At 64.6% G+C, this 15,764-nt stretch carries 16 protein-coding genes; 7 read left to right on the top strand and 9 right to left on the bottom strand.

Annotated features, from left to right (window positions below; translation table 11 throughout):
• Positions 1 to 6: 6 nt before the first annotated feature.
• Positions 7 to 654, top strand: a complete 648-nt coding sequence (locus LT988_RS05260) for a hypothetical protein (protein ID WP_232409177.1) — start codon at positions 7 to 9, stop codon at positions 652 to 654.
• Between the two features lie 231 nt (positions 655 to 885).
• On the opposite strand, the gene ald is transcribed toward LT988_RS05260, so the two are convergent.
• Positions 886 to 1,998, bottom strand: a complete 1,113-nt coding sequence (gene ald, locus LT988_RS05265) for an alanine dehydrogenase (RefSeq protein WP_232409178.1) — start codon at positions 1,996 to 1,998, stop codon at positions 886 to 888.
• 281 nt (positions 1,999 to 2,279) lie between these two features.
• Here ald and LT988_RS05270 point away from each other — a divergent pair, with 281 nt between their 5' ends.
• From LT988_RS05270 to LT988_RS05285, 4 genes are all read left to right on the top strand, one after another.
• The gene (locus LT988_RS05270) at positions 2,280 to 3,953 is read left to right on the top strand and encodes an MFS transporter (RefSeq protein ID WP_232409179.1); all 1,674 of its coding nucleotides are present in this window, start codon (positions 2,280 to 2,282) and stop codon (positions 3,951 to 3,953) included.
• Between the two features lie 108 nt (positions 3,954 to 4,061).
• A complete protein-coding gene (locus LT988_RS05275; RefSeq protein ID WP_232409180.1) occupies positions 4,062 to 4,655 on the top strand; it encodes a Uma2 family endonuclease in 594 nt (197 codons plus the stop codon).
• A 20-nt stretch (positions 4,656 to 4,675) separates the two neighbouring features.
• On the top strand, positions 4,676 to 5,641 hold the full coding sequence (locus LT988_RS05280) for an NAD(P)/FAD-dependent oxidoreductase (RefSeq protein ID WP_232409181.1): 966 nt from the start codon (positions 4,676 to 4,678) through the stop codon (positions 5,639 to 5,641).
• A gap of 433 nt (positions 5,642 to 6,074) precedes the next feature.
• The gene (locus LT988_RS05285) at positions 6,075 to 7,514 is read left to right on the top strand and encodes a dihydrolipoyl dehydrogenase (RefSeq protein ID WP_232409182.1); all 1,440 of its coding nucleotides are present in this window, start codon (positions 6,075 to 6,077) and stop codon (positions 7,512 to 7,514) included.
• On the opposite strand, the gene LT988_RS25500 is transcribed toward LT988_RS05285, so the two are convergent.
• The 6 genes from LT988_RS25500 to LT988_RS05310 form a co-directional block, all read right to left on the bottom strand.
• Positions 7,492 to 7,962: a DUF2293 domain-containing protein gene (locus LT988_RS25500; RefSeq protein ID WP_408648048.1), complete on the bottom strand. Its 471-nt coding sequence runs from the start codon at positions 7,960 to 7,962 to the stop codon at positions 7,492 to 7,494. The two genes, LT988_RS05285 and LT988_RS25500, sit on opposite strands and share 23 nt — an antisense overlap.
• Before the next feature lie 16 nt (positions 7,963 to 7,978).
• Positions 7,979 to 9,520 (bottom strand): transposase, encoded by a 1,542-nt coding sequence (locus tag LT988_RS05290; RefSeq protein ID WP_232409183.1) that lies wholly within the window; start codon positions 9,518 to 9,520, stop codon positions 7,979 to 7,981.
• A gap of 36 nt (positions 9,521 to 9,556) precedes the next feature.
• The gene (locus LT988_RS05295; protein ID WP_232409184.1) at positions 9,557 to 9,880 is read right to left on the bottom strand and encodes a hypothetical protein; all 324 of its coding nucleotides are present in this window, start codon (positions 9,878 to 9,880) and stop codon (positions 9,557 to 9,559) included.
• A gap of 349 nt (positions 9,881 to 10,229) precedes the next feature.
• A complete protein-coding gene (locus LT988_RS05300) occupies positions 10,230 to 11,624 on the bottom strand; it encodes an IS1380-like element ISTro1 family transposase (RefSeq protein WP_076611726.1) in 1,395 nt (464 codons plus the stop codon).
• A 280-nt stretch (positions 11,625 to 11,904) separates the two neighbouring features.
• Positions 11,905 to 12,162, bottom strand: a complete 258-nt coding sequence (locus LT988_RS05305; RefSeq protein ID WP_232409185.1) for an AbrB/MazE/SpoVT family DNA-binding domain-containing protein — start codon at positions 12,160 to 12,162, stop codon at positions 11,905 to 11,907.
• Between the two features lie 32 nt (positions 12,163 to 12,194).
• The gene (locus LT988_RS05310; RefSeq protein ID WP_232409186.1) at positions 12,195 to 12,983 is read right to left on the bottom strand and encodes an efflux RND transporter permease subunit; all 789 of its coding nucleotides are present in this window, start codon (positions 12,981 to 12,983) and stop codon (positions 12,195 to 12,197) included.
• Positions 12,984 to 13,140: 157 nt separating this feature from the next.
• Between LT988_RS05310 and LT988_RS05315 the strand changes: the two genes are divergently transcribed.
• Together LT988_RS05315 and LT988_RS05320 are read left to right on the top strand one after the other, a co-directional pair.
• A complete protein-coding gene (locus LT988_RS05315; RefSeq protein ID WP_232409187.1) occupies positions 13,141 to 13,422 on the top strand; it encodes a type II toxin-antitoxin system TacA family antitoxin in 282 nt (93 codons plus the stop codon).
• Entirely contained in the window at positions 13,419 to 13,925 is a 507-nt protein-coding gene (locus LT988_RS05320; protein WP_232409188.1) for a GNAT family N-acetyltransferase, read from the top strand. The genes LT988_RS05315 and LT988_RS05320 overlap by 4 nt, the downstream gene beginning before the upstream one ends.
• A 276-nt stretch (positions 13,926 to 14,201) precedes the next feature.
• On the opposite strand, the gene LT988_RS05325 is transcribed toward LT988_RS05320, so the two are convergent.
• Together LT988_RS05325 and soxZ are read right to left on the bottom strand one after the other, a co-directional pair.
• Entirely contained in the window at positions 14,202 to 15,221 is a 1,020-nt protein-coding gene (locus tag LT988_RS05325; RefSeq protein WP_232409189.1) for a thioredoxin family protein, read from the bottom strand.
• 173 nt (positions 15,222 to 15,394) lie between these two features.
• A complete protein-coding gene (soxZ, locus tag LT988_RS05330; RefSeq protein ID WP_232409190.1) occupies positions 15,395 to 15,712 on the bottom strand; it encodes a thiosulfate oxidation carrier complex protein SoxZ in 318 nt (105 codons plus the stop codon).
• Between the last annotated feature and the right edge of the window lie 52 nt (positions 15,713 to 15,764).

Consider the following 15,764-nt stretch of genomic DNA (forward strand, 5'->3'; position numbering starts at 1 on the left):
TTCCCCATGTTCAAATCCAAAGACGCTGCCTCGACGGAGACAGCGAAAAAAGCGAAAAGTACCGACCAAGGCTCGCTGATGATGGCTCTCTTGCCGTCGGTCATCCTCTATGTGGCCGCGGTCGTTCTCATTGCATTGACCCGAGACGATGCGACTGGAACCATACCCTATTGGGAAACCTTCGTCCCGGTTGTCGCCTTCATCTCCTTGCTCTCGGGCTTCGGACAGGCCTACGTCCGCGATCAATCTTACCTCTTCTACACCTTGAAGCAGGTCCTGCACTGGGGGATCGTGATCGGTCTGCTGTGGCTGCTGCACACTCACGGGGTGCGCGCCGCGCTCGACGATCAGAAGTACCTGCTTGTGCTGCTCTACCTGCTCGGCCTCGCGACCCTGCTCGCCGGCCTGCACATGGATTGGAAATTCATCTTCTTCGGTGCCTTCCTGGCGTTCTGCACCTATCTCATGGCCGCCCCGGAGAATGTCGCCATCCTCGCCCCGATCGGGGAGACCTTCGGAATCGCCAATGCGCAAGACAAACCGATGGCCATGATGATCGGCACCGCCGTGGCCGCCTTCCTGGCCAGCACCCTGGTCCTCATCGGGATGCGCGGGGCCATCCTGTCCAAGCGCGTCAGTACTGCACGGGCCTGAGGGGATCGCCTAAACCTGCGCCGCGTCGGAAAGCCGACGCGGCGTGCCGGTTCGAAGGTCCCGCCAGACGCCCGATCGGCACCTTGCCCGACTCGGGCGCGCCATATGAAAGAGCGACCTAGCGGGTCCGGAAAGCCTCCGCTGCTCGACGATACTCGGGGCGACACCGACCCGCAAGACGCCGGGATCCTCTCGGTCGATACCTCTCGGCGCGAGAACCAGAGTCCGGGATCACACGATCTCCGACGCCGGCACATACCGATAGCCGAGTGCCTCGGCCACTGCAGCATGCGTCACCTGCCCTTCGCATACATTCAGACCACTGCGAAGATGCGGATCATCCCTTAAGGCTGCACGCCAACCCTCGTCGGCCAACGCCAGCACATAGGGGAGTGTCGCGTTGTTCAGGGCGTAGGTGGAGGTGTGAGGCACTGCGCCGGGAATGTTCGCGACGCAATAGTGCAGGATGCCGTCGATGACATAGGTCGGCCGCTCATGCGTCGTCGAACGCGACGTCTCGAAACAGCCCCCTTGATCGATCGAAACATCGACCAGCACGGCCCCGCGGCGCATGTCGCCGAGCATCGCCCGCGTGACCAGGTGCGGCGCCGTCGCTCCCGGGACCAGGACCGCGCCGATCACCAGATCGGCCTCCCGGAGCGCGTCGCCCAGCGTCGCCCGATTGGAATGCACCACCCGCGCGCGCGACTCGAAGTGTGCCGCCAATCGGTCCAGCACCACCGGATTTCGATCCAGAATGGTCACGTCCGCCTGTAGGCCCACCGCCATCTGCGCCGCGTTGAAACCGACGACCCCACCGCCCAGGATCAGCACCCGACCGGGCGCAACGCCGGGGACACCGCCGAGCAGCACACCGCGCCCGCCGTGCTCAGCCTCCAGAGCCGTCGCGCCCGCCTGGATCGCGAGTCTTCCCGCAACCTGGCTCATCGGCCGCAGGAGCGGCAGGCCGCCGAGTGCATCGGTGACCGTCTCGTAGGCGATGCAGACCGCCCCGGAGGCGACCAGATCGCGCGTCTGGTCCGGGTCCGGCGCGAGGTGCAGATACGAGAACAAGACCTGTCCCGGCCGCAGCCAGGCCCGCTCTTGTGGTTGGGGCTCCTTGACCTTCACCAACAAATCGGCCCGCGCAAAGACCTCCTCGGCCGTCGCACAGACCTGCGCACCCGCGGCGCGGTAGGCGTCGTCGGTCGCGCCCATACCGTCCCCCGCGGCGGTCTCGACCAGCACCTGATGGCCCCGATGGACGGCCTCGGCCACCGCTTCGGGCGTCAGGCCGACACGATGTTCATGGGCTTTGATCTCACGCGTGACTCCGATCAGCATGCTCATACTCCTTCGCTCTGCACGTTGCGATCATGCAGGCTCCAGTGCGGTTGTTGAACCCTTGGGACACCGTCCGATTGTCCGTAGAAACCATGTTTCGGGTGTCGCAAATGCCCTTGTCGGCGAGTTGCGCCGACGGATGCGCGGCATCCATGATCCAACACGAGTGTAGCCTCGGAATCCCCTTCCGGCCGACAGGGCAGGGACTCGCGGCCGGTCGCTCGCCTCCGCGATGGCGATAGCGTACTCTTCGGGCCTTTGTCGATCATGGGAAGGTAAACGTGACCGCCATTCGCAGCCGGCATACCGGACAAGGGGATCAACGCGGATTCGTCGCCGCAATCGGCCACTGGCTCGACCGCAACATCCTGGAGATGGGGCGCGAGATGCGGCTCTCGTATCTACCCCCCTTGATGATCTATGTTGCCTACGGCATCCAGGGGCTGACCGCCATCGTCGGCACCTTCTTCGTCAAGGACTATCTCGGGCTGCCCGCCTCCTTCCTCGCGGCACTGGCCTTCTGGGCCGGCATCCCCTGGGTGCTCAAGATGCCCCTGGGGCACCTGGTGGATCTCATCTGGCGCCACAAGGCCGGGTTGGTCTATCTCGGCGCCGCCATGCTTTCGGCGAGCTTGCTGATCATGATCGGCCTGCTGTCGGAACGCGCGGCGATGGACGCCGTCATGCCCGTAGAAGCCTGGTACGTGCTTGCCGCGCTGCTTGCGCCCACGGGCTACGTCATTCAGGACGTAGTTGCGGACGCCATGACCGTCGAGGCGGTCCCGCGGGTCGACGCCGATGGCCAGCCGATCGATCGTGCTCGGCTCAAGCTGATGCACACCACGATGCAGACCCTCGGGCGGATCGCCATCATCGGCGGCGGGGTGCTGGTGTCGCTGGCCAACATCTACCTCTTTGCGGGCGTCGAGGCCATGTCGGAGGCCGAGAAGGTCGCGACCTATATCCTGATCTACGAGATGGCCTTGGCGATTCCCGTGATCTCGGTGCTCGGCGTCGCCCTGGCGAGCTTCATCAAACGCCGTGACCTGCGCCGCCTCGTCGCCAAGGGCTTGGATGAGAACGACGCCCGTCAGCGGCTGGAACGGCCCACCGAGATCACCACACCGAATTGGTGGATTCTCGGCGGTAGCCTCGCATTCGTCGTCTTTACCCTGGGCATGGGACTCACGGACGTGCCCTTCAACCAGGAGATCATCTTCGTCGGCTCCATGTCGATCGTCGTCTTCCTCATGTCCCGCTTGATGCGGGTCCTGGACGCCGAGGCGCGGCTCTATCTGTTGGGTACGGCCATCATCATCTTCGTCTTCCGTGCCATGCCGGGACCGGGTGCCGGCCAGACCTGGTGGATGATCGACGAGCTGGCCTTCGACCAGCAGTTCCTGTCCGTGCTTTCGCTCATCGGCAGTACGCTGGCGCTTGCGGGTCTCTTCATCTTCCGGCGCTTCATGGCCGAGCACTCCATCGCCCATGTCGTGGTCTTCCTGACCCTGCTCACGAGCGTCTTCTACCTGCCCATCGTCGGCATGTATTTCGGGCTGCACCACTGGACCGCGGCCATGACCGGCGGCATCGTCGATGCACGCTTCATCGCCATCGTGGACACCGCGCTGGAATCCCCTCTGGGTCAGGTCGCCATGGTGCCCATGCTCGCCTGGATCGCCAATTCGGCCCCGGACAACCTCAAGGCCACCTTCTTCGCCGTCATGGCCTCGTTCAGCAATCTGGCGCTATCGGCGAGCCAGTTGGGGACCAAGTACCTCAACGAGATCTTCCTTGTGACCCGCGAGGTCAAAGATCCCATCAGCGGTGTGGTCAACGTACCGGCGGATTACAGCGAGTTGGGGCAACTGATGATCACCGCGTTGGTGATCGGCCTTGCGCTGCCCCTCGCCGCTGTCGCATTGGTGAAGGTGACTCGGCTGCGCAGCGCCTGAGGCGTTCATGCACCGGGATACTCGGGACCCGCCTTGCGCGGGTCTTTCGGGGTGACTATGTTCCGAACCAAGACCATCCTCGGATACGCAAAAGCGCGAGGTCCCGACATGATCACGAGCACAACCGAACCCCGCAGGTCATCCTCGCTCGCTCGCCTCTTTCGGGTCTCGGTCGCGGACTACCATCGCATGGGCGGAACCGGCATCCTCGGACCGGACCTGCGCACCGAATTAATCGACGGAGAGATCGTCGAGATGCCGCCGATAGGGCATCCGCACGCGGGGACCGTGAAGCTCCTGGCCAACCTGATGAAAGAAACCATCGGTCGAGACGCAATCGTCGCGGTTCAGGATCCTGTGTGGCTGAACGGTCACAGCGAACCAATGCCCGATATCGCCTTGCTGCGCCCGCGCCCGGACTATTATCGCAATGGTCACCTGGGGCCGGCCGACGTGCTCTTGTTGGTCGAGGTCGCCGACAGCAGCCTGGCCAATGATCGGGAGATCAAGCTCCCCCGCTATGCACGCGCCGGGATCCCGGAGGTCTGGCTCGTGGATCTCGCGGGCCGCCGGCTCGCAATCCATCGGCAGCCGGCCGCGAACGGATACTCGGAGATCCGCGCTGTCGACGACCGGTCGGCGATCGCGTTGCCGCTGGGCCCCGATGTCCGTCGGACGATCGATCTCACCGCACTCTTCTAGCACCCCGGATCTCCCAAACAATGGGGTACATCGTGGCGAGGACAGAGCGCATTGCAATCATCGGCGCCGGCATGGCAGGACTCACCTGTGCCCGGCGCCTCGCCGATGCAGGCTACGCGCCGGCGGTCTTCGACAAAGGTCGGGGAATCGGCGGGCGGCTGGCTACGCGACGGACACCGGACGGCCTGCAGTTCGATCATGGCGCGCAATACGCCACGGCGAGATCCCCAGATTTCGAGGCCCTGCTGAAACAGGCCCGCAACGCCGGTGCGGCAGCGCTCTGGGCAGACGGGGCAGACCAGGCGCATATCGTGGGCACGCCTGGCATGAGCGGGCTCGGCAAACATCTGGGGCAGGGTCTCGATATCCGCCAGGGCATAGCCGTCACTGGGCTGAACAGGGTGGATGACGGCTGGGCGGTGACCTTTGCCGGCGGAGCAGAGGTGTTCGACCGCGTTGTCGTCACCGTGCCCGCACCACAGGTGTCCGACCTACTCGGACTCGAGCACCCGATGTCCCGAGAGGTTGCCGCAGTGCGCCTCGATCCCTGCGTCACCTTGATGGCCGCCTTCGACCCGCTCGCCCCGCGCCCCTTCATCACCCGCGCCGATTCCGACGACCCGCTGACATGGATCGCGCAGGACAGCAGCAAACCGGACCGGCAGGCGCCCGCGTGCTGGGTGGCACAGGCGAGCACGGTCTGGAGCACCGCGCATCTCGAGCTTTCCCCGAACGCTCTCGTCGCGCTCATGCTACCCATGCTGTGCGACCGCCTCGGCACCGATGTGAGCACACTTCGATATGCCGCCGCCCATCGCTGGCGCTATGCCCGTGTTTCGGTACCGCTCGGTCGCCCGTTCGCCCGCAACCGATCCGGCACGCTCTACGCCGGCGGAGACTGGTGCCTCGGCCCGCGGATCGAGGCAGCGTGGTCCAGCGGCGAGGCCATCGCACAGCACATCCTCGACGCGTCATTCTCCGAATAATCCCGAGATTGAATCGCTATTCGGACGTTCCCGGCCGTCGCGATGTGCATGGCGCCATGCCTGCGGCGAAATCGGGTTTGTCGGTGATTGCCCTTTCCGATCCGAGATTGAAGGCGAACGGATGCCGGCCAAACCGACAATCCGAAGGCGAGCGACAACTTCCATCCAAACGCTGCCTCCCGACCTAGGGCCGGCGCGAGGGCTCAGCAAAAAGAAAGACCCGACCCGCCCCCCGGTCACCCCATGATGCGCAGGGTTCTTGACGCATTCGGGTGGCGTCAGCAAGCCGGCGCACAGCATGCCATGGTGAATTTTTTCCACAAGGCTTGAGGAATATGTACCGCCGCGGCTCGATCTCGTTCATTAATCTAACCCTATGCTCGGCTTTGTCGTCGGGAGCCGGAATCGATACAAAAGAGCGGGGTGTTAAGTCATGCAGAAGCGCGTGGATGTGGCGGTGATCGGTGCGGGACACGCCGGTCTGAATGCAATCAAAGAGATCCGCAAGGTCACCGACAACTGGGTCCTCATCAACGGCGGGCCACTCGGCACCACCTGTGCCCGCATTGGCTGTATGCCGTCGAAGGTTGCCATTCACTTGGCGGATACCTACAAGATGCGCGACAAGCTCAAGCGCTACGGCGTCAGCGGTGGCGAGGCGCTGGCGCTGGACCGCCCGGCGGCACTGGAGCACGTGCGCGACCTGCGCGACACCTTCGTCGATCTGGTGCTCGCCAACACCACCGACGAGATGGACGACGAGCACCTGATCCAGGACTATGCCGAGCTGCTGGACGCCAATCGGCTTCGCGTCGGCGAGCGGGAGATCAGCGCCGATGCCATCGTTATCGCCACCGGCGCACGCTCCGTGGTACCGGACGCCTGGCGCGCCGAATTCGCCGACGGCATCCTCACCGCGGACGACATCTTCGAACAGGAGGAGCTGCCCGCCTCGGTGGCCGTCATCGGCCTTGGGCCCATCGGCCTGGAGATCGGCCAGGCGCTGCATCGCCTCGGTGTCGCCGTCACCGGCGTCGACCACGGCCGATGCCTGTCCCGCATCCAAGACCCGGCCGTGAACCGCGCCGCGGTGGACATCTTCGAGCGCGAGTTTCCGCTCTGGTTCGGCGACGAGCCGCGGGTGGAGCGCTGCGACGGCGGTTTCAGGGTGCGCGCCGGCGCGCGCGAGATCATCGTCGAGAAGCTGTTCCTGGCCCTCGGGCGGCAACCGAATCTGGAGCGGCTTCGGTTGGACCGGCTTGGCGTGGCCATGGGTGACCACGGCATACCGAGCCACGATTCCGAGACGCTGCGAGTGGGCAGGACCTCGGTATACATGGCCGGCGATGCCGCCGGCGGCGTCGCCAATCTGCAGCGGGCCGCGGCGCAGGGGCGCATTGCCGGCTTCAACGCCGTGCATCGCCGCAAGCGTCGCTGGCGGGCACAGACGCCCATGGCCATCGTCTTCAGCGAGCCCAACATCGCCGCGGTCGGCATGCCGTGGCGTGACTTCGACGAACGGCGCATGGCCACGGCGCAGCAACGCTTCGGCCCGGTCGGTCGAGCGCTGATCATGGGCCAGAACCGCGGACTGCTCCGGGTCTACGCGGCGCGTCGGTCCGGGCAAATCCTGGGGGCGTCCATGGTGGGGCCGCGCTGCGAACACCTGGCGCACCTTCTCGCCTGGGCCATCGAGGAGAAGATGACAGTCGAGCGGGCGCTGGAAATGCCTTTCTATCACCCGGTCATCGAGGAGGCGCTACAGGACGCGCTGCTGGAGTTGAAAGCGGAGCTGAGCAAGGCCCGCCCCGGCTGGGTGAGCGGCTGGCTGAAACCCGCGCACACCCCGGTCAGATCCTCCGTGCCCCGCTGAGCCGCCGTTCGGCCCAGGTGCGGAGGACTTCGTCGATCAAATCGCGGACACGTGCGCGGGCGTCGTGTCGATCGTGGCCGCGCAAGAGGAGGTCGTCGTAGGGGGTTTCAGTGTGGCGGATGTGTGCAATCACCGCGAGATCGATGGCTTCTGGATCGAGTGATTCGGCGCTGCCGCTCCTACCGATGCGACCGCTGTACTTCCGGCAGGCGTGCTCCGCAATCGCGGTCTCACGGCGGTCTGGGCAGTGCGGGTAAAGCTCACGGACGCGGGCGGCAAAGCGGGTGACGTAGTCCTGGCCCAATTCAGCGCGCCGAGCGGCTGCGTGGTTGCGTCGCGCGGCGCGGGTGGCGGCGTCCGCATCGCACTCTGTTTCTGCTCGCGTCAACCTAAAAAGAGCAGTTAGCGCCCGTCGCGGAGCGTTTTCGGCCCGCGGGCGAGTACACATACCGGCGGTTCGGCGGCTACGCCGGCGCCGGTAACACCGCCGGCGGCTGCAATTGGCGGCCGTTGAGATACTTCACCAGCGCCCGCGAGAGGAGCCGGTACCAGCGTTGCAGGGGACTCAACTGCTCCGCAGTTCGGCGCAGCGTGTTGAAGAAGGCCGTGATCTCGCGGCAGGTCGCCTCCACCCACCCGGCTTCGGCATGGGGATGGCTGATGGTCAGGCGCGTCTGCCCGCCGTGACGGGTCAGTCGTGCCGGTGCGCTGAGCAGCAGCGGGCGGCTGGTGATCGCCTCGGTGTGCCGAGTCGGGTCGGCCAGGCGCACGAACAGGCTCCACCAGTTGTAGGTCAAGGCGGTGATGCGCGCCATGAAGCGGCAGCGCTTGATGTCGCGGGTGGTGAAGCCGCCCCAGCCCCAATGGTTCTTGAGCTCGTCGAAGGGATTCTCCGCGTCGGCGCGATCGCGATAGAGTTGCGCCACGCTCAGGATCTCATGGGGCAGCGAGGTCACCAGCACGGCGTACTCGTAGACGATCGTCTCGTCGGTGAGCTCGGCGAAGCTCAGGCGCAGCTGCTCGGGATCACCCTGCTCGACGACGGCCAGGTCGGCCTTGATGCGCCGGCGCAGCACGACGGCGCGCCGGGCACGGCTCCAGCCCGACAGACGCAGGGTCGTCTCGGCCCCCTGCCAGCCTTGACCGGCATCGCACCACTCGGCATCGCGCATCAGGCGCTCGACGGTCTGCTTGACCTTGGAGGTCATGCGCAGCTTGAACAGATACGGGATCCCCTCCTGCTCGGCCCGTGCCATGTTGGCTTGGGTGCCCCAATCGCGGTCGCCGCGAATGCACAGCGGCCAGTGCGCCCGCGGCAGGCGCGCGAGCAACTCCCACAGCCCCGGCGCGCTGTACTTGGACGCGGTTTGGTTGCCGTCCAGCACCTCCACGTCCAGGATCAGACGCAGACCGGCGACGAAATAGGTGTGGTCGGTGTGCGAAGGGCGCCCCGGCTTGTGCGGGTTGTAGCCCTTGAGCGCACCCTCTTGATGCCCGTAGAGCGGCTTGACCGTCACGTCGGTATCGAGAATCCAGGGCACGCCCGGCACCGGCGCCACGCAGGCGTCCAGGTGGTTCTGCAACCAGGCCACCCCGTCGGCTTCATCGAGCTTGCCGAGGTTGCGGCGCACCGAGTCCTCGCTCACCACCGCCTCCATGCCCAGCAGGGCGGCGTTGATGGTGTCGCCGCGCAGGGCACTGATGTGGGCATCGCGCTGATGCCCGGACAGCACCGCCAGGATGGCGGTACCGAGAACGTCGCGCGTGCTCGGGGCGTTCGGGCTGGTCAGCTTCAGCGGGCAGCTCTCGACCCAGGCATCGAAGCGCCCGCCCAGGCGCAAAAACTCGGTGAAGAACGGCAGCTGCCCCAGCGGGGTGACCGCCGCCTGCGCATCCCACTCGACGTGGACGCGGCCGCCAAAGGTGTCCACCGCAACCGGGCCGGCATGCGGTACCAATGCGGTGGTTTCGGGTTCACCCTGCGGGTGAGGGATCGGGTTGCTCATGGGGACCTCCTTGCGCCGATATTTCAGCGGCTTGGATCACTCGAGGCAAGGTTTAACTGCTCTTTTTAGGGTCAAGGCTTCGTCCTCGACAAGGAGACCCTGGCGTTGGTAGCGCTTGCGCGCACGGCCCCATTTGAGCACCACGGCACTCAGACGAGAGTGCTTGCGGGCGCGGCGCGTGAGGGCGGCATCCCCCGCCGGAAGAAATACGAGGTGGTCAAGATCGGCACAGGCGAGGCAGAGGGCGCGGCTGTCGCCCTCTAGCGTTATCCAGGCGTGCCGACCGAGGTACTCCCGGCATTCGTCGCAGCGAGTGTCGCGGCCGGTGATGAAAACCTTGAGATCGTTGACGGTGGTCATCGGAGGGCTTACCGATTCAACACCACAGGGGTTTCGCGCAGCATTAGACGATGCGAAAGCGCGAGTGGATCAGGTGCGTATTCCAGCTGTTCCTTCAGCGCATCTAGCCCGGATGTTTCATAAACCGACACAGCCGACACTGGCCTCGCGGATTTGCGCGGCGCTGGGCGTCACCGAGGGCGATGACCGGGACGCCGCGGGGGTTGAATGGTGGAAATACCGAGCGGCAACGGGCTTGATCAACGGGGCACGAGTAGTTTTGTCGCCGCGCAGGCGTACGATGCCCTGCCCGAGGTGGGCATAGTCGTCGTGCGCGTGCTGAAATCCCCGTGCGGGGATGTATGTGCGTCTAGGCGGGCGCCGCCCGGGGCTGCGCGTTGAAGAGCCTCTCGGTGACCTGCTGCAACAGCGTCTTGACCGGACAGCTCGAGGGCAGGTGCAGGCGCACGCGGTCTTTGTACTGCACCACGCGCACGGCGAGCTTGAACAGTTTGATGATCACGGTGGCAGGCTGGGCGTTGGCCAGTTCCGTGCCGACGAGGACCTCGGTGCGCAGCGTTTGGTGCAAGACGTAAGCGGCGCAGGAGAAGAACAAGCGCATCTGATTGGCCAAGAAGGTGCTGTCGGAAGTGCGATCGCTGGCCAGATCGTTCTTGATCATTTTGATGAAGTTCTCGTCCTGGCCGCGCGCGCAGTACAGATCGCGGTAGACGCACTCGGGACTGGGCAAGTCCAAGGAGGTGACGACGAAGCGGAGGTTGTCGCCGCGCGCCGTCACCTCGACTTTGAGGATGGTCCGACACGCGCCGGGCCAGGAACCGGCACGGTAGTCAACCTCGTGGTAGGTGCGGGTCCGCTCGGGTACGTCGGCGTCGGCGCGCCGGGCGTTCTCGATGCGCAGCGCATGGAGCTTGCGGGCGTCGGCCAAGAACGGCTCGGCCCGTGGCGTGAGAGCCCGGTTACCCGCCAGGCCGAAGATGAAATCCGTCAACGGATCGGCCATCGCCAAGGCCATCAACTCGGGGTTGGAGAAGTGTCCGTCGCCGCGCAGGATGATGCGTGTGCGTGGCCACGCGGCCCGCAGCCGCTTGAGCACGCGCTTGAGGATCATCGCGTTCTCGGCGCCGGTGGGGCGCTTGCCGGGACGCAGCACCGCGGTGATGAACTTCCCCGAGAGGCCCTCGAAGAGAAACAGCGGCAAGTAGCAATGGTTGCCGTAGTGATGATTGTAGAACGCGAACTCCTGCTGGCCATGGGTGGCGTCTTCGGAGTGGTCCATATCGAGCACGATCACCTGCGGCGCCTTCGGGTAGCTGGCGATGAAGGCCTCGACGAAGGCCTGCGCCATGCGGTAGAGGTCGCGCGCGCCGACCCCATTCTCCAAACGCGAGAAGGTCGGCCCGCTGGCCAGGTCCGTCGTCGCATCCAGCGGCTTGCGCTCCAGCCCCAGCTTGAACAGCGCATCACGGCGCAGCGCATTGGCGTCGTTGCCGTCTTCGTAAGCACAGGCGATCTGGTAGACCCGTTGCGCGATCAGCTCACGCATCGGATGGGTGGTGTAGGACGGATGGCGCCAATCATCGATCGCTGCGCTCAACCGCTCGGTCAGGCCGATCTGCCGATCAACCCCGCGCAGAATCATGGGGCCAAAGTCAGACGACATGGCGCCGCCGTCGAAGTCGCCGCGGACCGTGAAACCGGCGACCGGGGGAAAACGCAGCTGTTCCGGGGTAGACTCGGGCATGGGCGACCTCGTTTAGCTTCTTCCGAAGCGTTCTTGGCGGAACAGCCATTTTATCAATGGGTTGAACGAGAGTCGCCCTTTTTTATGAAATATTCGGGCTAGTGAGGGTGCGCGTTGCGGACACTTGAGGGTGATGTTTCGGTAGGCCTCGTCCCAAGCAAGCAAGGAGGTCACTAGGCGGCATCGGCCCGCTGTGGCCAGTTCGAATAGCAGCAGCGTCGGACTACCGTCCCGGTAGGCCGCGCTGAACAGGATATTGGCGTCGAGGAACAGCCGCAAATCAATCGCCCCGCGCCAGCGAAGCACGGACGCGCGTCTGAAGAGCGGCGGGGATCGCGTTCTCCCGCTCGAACTCCTCGACGCGCTCCTCGGAATAGATCTCGATTGGGTAGACCACCGCCGGCCGCAGCAGGATCGCGCCTTCGGGTGTTGTCTCCACCAACAGAGGGGTATTCCCGGTCAGGCCGACCGCGCGCAGAATCGTCCGAGGGATAGTTACTTGGCCTTTTGTTCCCAGCTTCACCAGTTCTATGCTCAAGACCTCTACAAATCATGATGTTGCCTTGGAGCTTACGCCAGAGTCCGGTATTCCGGAATCCGGCCGAGGTCGAGAGACTCGAGGTCGTAGAGGATGACGTAGACCGCCGGCACCAGGAACAGGGCCGCGACGGTGGCGGTGACCAGCCCGAAGGCGAGGCTCGCGGCCAGCGGAATCAGGATCTGCGCCTGTCGGCTCTTCTCCAGCAGCAGCGGCAGCAGGCCGGCGATGGTGGTGATGGAGGTGAGGAGGATCGGGCGGAAACGGGCGCGGCCGGCCTGTTTGGCGGCGTCGATGGTGACCATGCCGCGCCGGCGCTCCTGGCGGATGAAGGTGACCAGAAGAATACTGTCGTTGACGACGACGCCGAACAGCGAGGCCATGCCGACGATGCTGGGCATGGTGAGGTCCAGCCCCAGGGCCATGTGTCCGAAGACGACGCCGATGAACGCGGTGGGTATCACCAGCATGACGGTGATGGGCGCCAGATAGCCGCGGAATTGCAGCGCCAGCAGCATATAGACGCCGATCAGGCCGAGCAGGACGTTGCGCCCGATGGATTGGCCGGTCTTGGCGGATTCCTTGCTCTCGCCCTGCACGTCCAAACGCAGGCCAGGATAGCGCTCCAGCAGACCGGGGATGAACTTGGCGCGCGCCTGAGCAAGCAGTTCCTGGGCGTTGGCGACAGCCCGATCGACGTCGCCTTGGACCGTGACCGCGCGCTGACCATCGACGCGGTGGATGCGCGCCCGGGTCCTTCCTCTACTTTGGCGAAAGAAGAATGCAATCCCTGTCCGCTTGCCTAGCAAAAGGCAAGACAAGCCCCCTCTCTTCCTCCTTCGCGCCCTGAATAGGCGACATGCAGTTGGTCTGAGCCCAGACGCGCTTCCATAGCAAGCACGCCGGCGTCCGATTGCACTGTTGATGATGGCGCGCTCCGGCAATTTGCCGTACAGTCAGTGACAGGAGGACAATTCCATGCCATCGCAGACTTCCACCGCTCGCCTCGAGGCCAGAATCAGCACAGAGTTGCACGCCATGCTCAAGCGTGCGGCGGAGCTTCAGGGCCGCACCATGACTGACTTCGTGGTGTCGGCCGTACAGCAGGCCGCCCAACTCGCCATTGAGCAGGCAGAAATCGTCCGACTCTCGCAGGCCGATTCTCAGCGCTTTTCGGAGGCACTGTTGTCACCGCCGCGACCGACACCGGCCTTGGAGCGTGCATTTGCGCACCGCCGCAGGCTGGTTGCTCCGGAGTGAGTGACGCGGCGTTCCGCGTCGTGGCACTCGAGGCCGTCTACGAGCGCACCAGCTTCAACAGCGGCTCGGTGTCGCTGGACCGCTATTTCCGCGACCAGGTCACGCAGGACATTCGGCGCCGGGTGAGCGCTTGCTTCGTGGCCGTGGCTGCGGAGCAGCGCATCGCCGGCTACTACACCCTAGCATCGTCGAGCATGCTGCTGACCGAACTTCCTGCCGCCATGGCCAAGAAGTTGCCACGCTACCCCTTGGTACCGGCCGTGCGCATGGGGCGTCTGGCAGTGGACCTGGTATTCCGCGGCCGGGGTCTTGGCGCTGCGCTGTTGGTCGATGCACTTGACCGTGCCGCGCGATCGGAGATCGCCGCTTTTAGCCTTGTGGTCGATGCAAAGGATGAATCAGCGGTAGCCTTCTACCGGCATCACGGATTCATCGCCTTGCCGGACTCGCCGCTGACGCTCTTTCTGCCGTTGGCGACGTTACGCCAATCCCCCCATGCCTGACGGACGCCTCCTTGTTGGCATCAAGCCAGCTGTGCAACGTCGCAAGTTCCAATTTCGCCTGGTGGCCATCAATGCGAGAGTTCGCCACCATTGGATAGAAAATTGACGAGGGCAGACAGGATGGCAGCCCCGGCCGCTCGCAGTCTCTCCGCCGAGGAGCACCAAGCCCGTCGCATTCGTGCGGCAGCCCATGGCCGTCAGTGCCCCTCTCGGCAGAGGGCAACAGAAACCTTTCCCTGACATTGCCGGCCCGGACCGAGGCGTAGAGCGCTCTCGTCAGGGCTGCATCCGCTCGAGCGCCTTCGAACGGGCGAACCGCTGATAGGTCCACTGCTTCTCGTAGGCGCGCTCCAGGGTGTACATGAGCGCGTTCGTCATGCGTTGGCTCAGGACCAGGGCATCGGTCCGCAGGACCTCCCGGCCGTTCTCGTCGAAAAAGAGTAACGCCGGGAGACGCGACATCCCGGTGACCGCATACCAGTCAGCCGACGTGGTCCGCGTGCCGTCGGGCCCAATGACAGGCGTTTCGGTATCGCGAGCATCGAGACGCACCACCTCGAAGTCCGCCATCAACTTGCGCACCTCGGGCAACGTCAAGACATCGGTGTGAAAGGAGGCGCAATCAGCACAGCCGTCGGTTTCGAAGATCACCAGTAACGGCCGTTGGGCGGGGATGCGGCTGCGATCCAGTGCAAAGGGAGGCGCGCTGAAGAGCGGGTCGGTTGCCATACGGTATGGCGCCGCTGCTGGCTCGGACGAAGTCGCTTGAAGGGCAAGGTAGTCGCGAAAGGATTCCTGCCGATAGCGGCCGCCCATGAGATAGTCCAACAGCTTACTGAACCGCTCGGAATCGTGATAGCCGACTCCGCGATAAAGCAGCTCGCCGCCCTCGCCGAAGAACAGCAGGGTGGGTGCGAAGCCTGCACCCTCACGCTCGGCGAAGTCCTTGACCCGCAGCTCGGTCCCGTCCGGGGCGATCATCTCCGCGTCGCTGAAGATTTCAAGACCGACGGCGTCGAAGCCGGATCTCACGGTTTCGGCAATCGCATCGTCTTCCAAGGTCCTCCGGATGAATTCCGCGCAGTAGGAGCAGCCCTCGGTCGTGAACAGCACCATGAGACCTCGCTTTCCCTCGGCCTGGGCCTCTGCAAGATCTTCGCGCAGATCCAGGAAGCTGTCCTCGAACCAATCCGGATAGTCGATGTGGCTCAGGACCCTATCTTCGAAGTCCGCTGCAGATCCCGCCGAAAGACCGGCGAGCCAGAGGAGGATGGCCAAGAGGGCGCGGCGGGGCATGGTAACAATCATCATTGCTGTCCGAAATCGTTGATTTCCGGTCAGTATAGGCGCCACGCGCTCGGTTTCATCCTGCGTCGGAAAACCGTCGTCGAACCGTCGTATTCCGGCGTCCCTCGTTTCCGCATCGGTGATGGCCAGGGGATCTAAGCTGTCGGACCGGCCGGTTGCGATCAAGTGACGACGGTCTCGAGCACCCCCGTCATCTGCTGGTTGTCCGTCCAGCGAACGGTCAAGGTATCGCCCGTCGCCCCCTGTTTGACGACGTAGGACAGGAAGGGATTTGCCGAGATGCCCCAGCCCCAGTCGAGGGCGAGCACCGGCTTACCGTTGTGCTCACAGACCACCTCGCGGATGAAATGGCGCGGGATGAGCTCGCCGGTGGCGGGATCCTTGCGGCTTCCGGTTTCCATGGGGTGGTTCAAGATCACCTTGACCAGGATCGCGCCGTCCTTGAGTTTTGCTCGAATCTTGCCGAGATCAGCACTCATGACTGTCTGCCTCCATCGTTCTTTTTCCCATTCGCGGAGTTTGGCGTTTGCC

Origin of the sequence: Thiocapsa bogorovii (assembly GCF_021228795.1) — a bacterium.
Taxonomy (GTDB): domain Bacteria; phylum Pseudomonadota; class Gammaproteobacteria; order Chromatiales; family Chromatiaceae; genus Thiocapsa; species Thiocapsa bogorovii.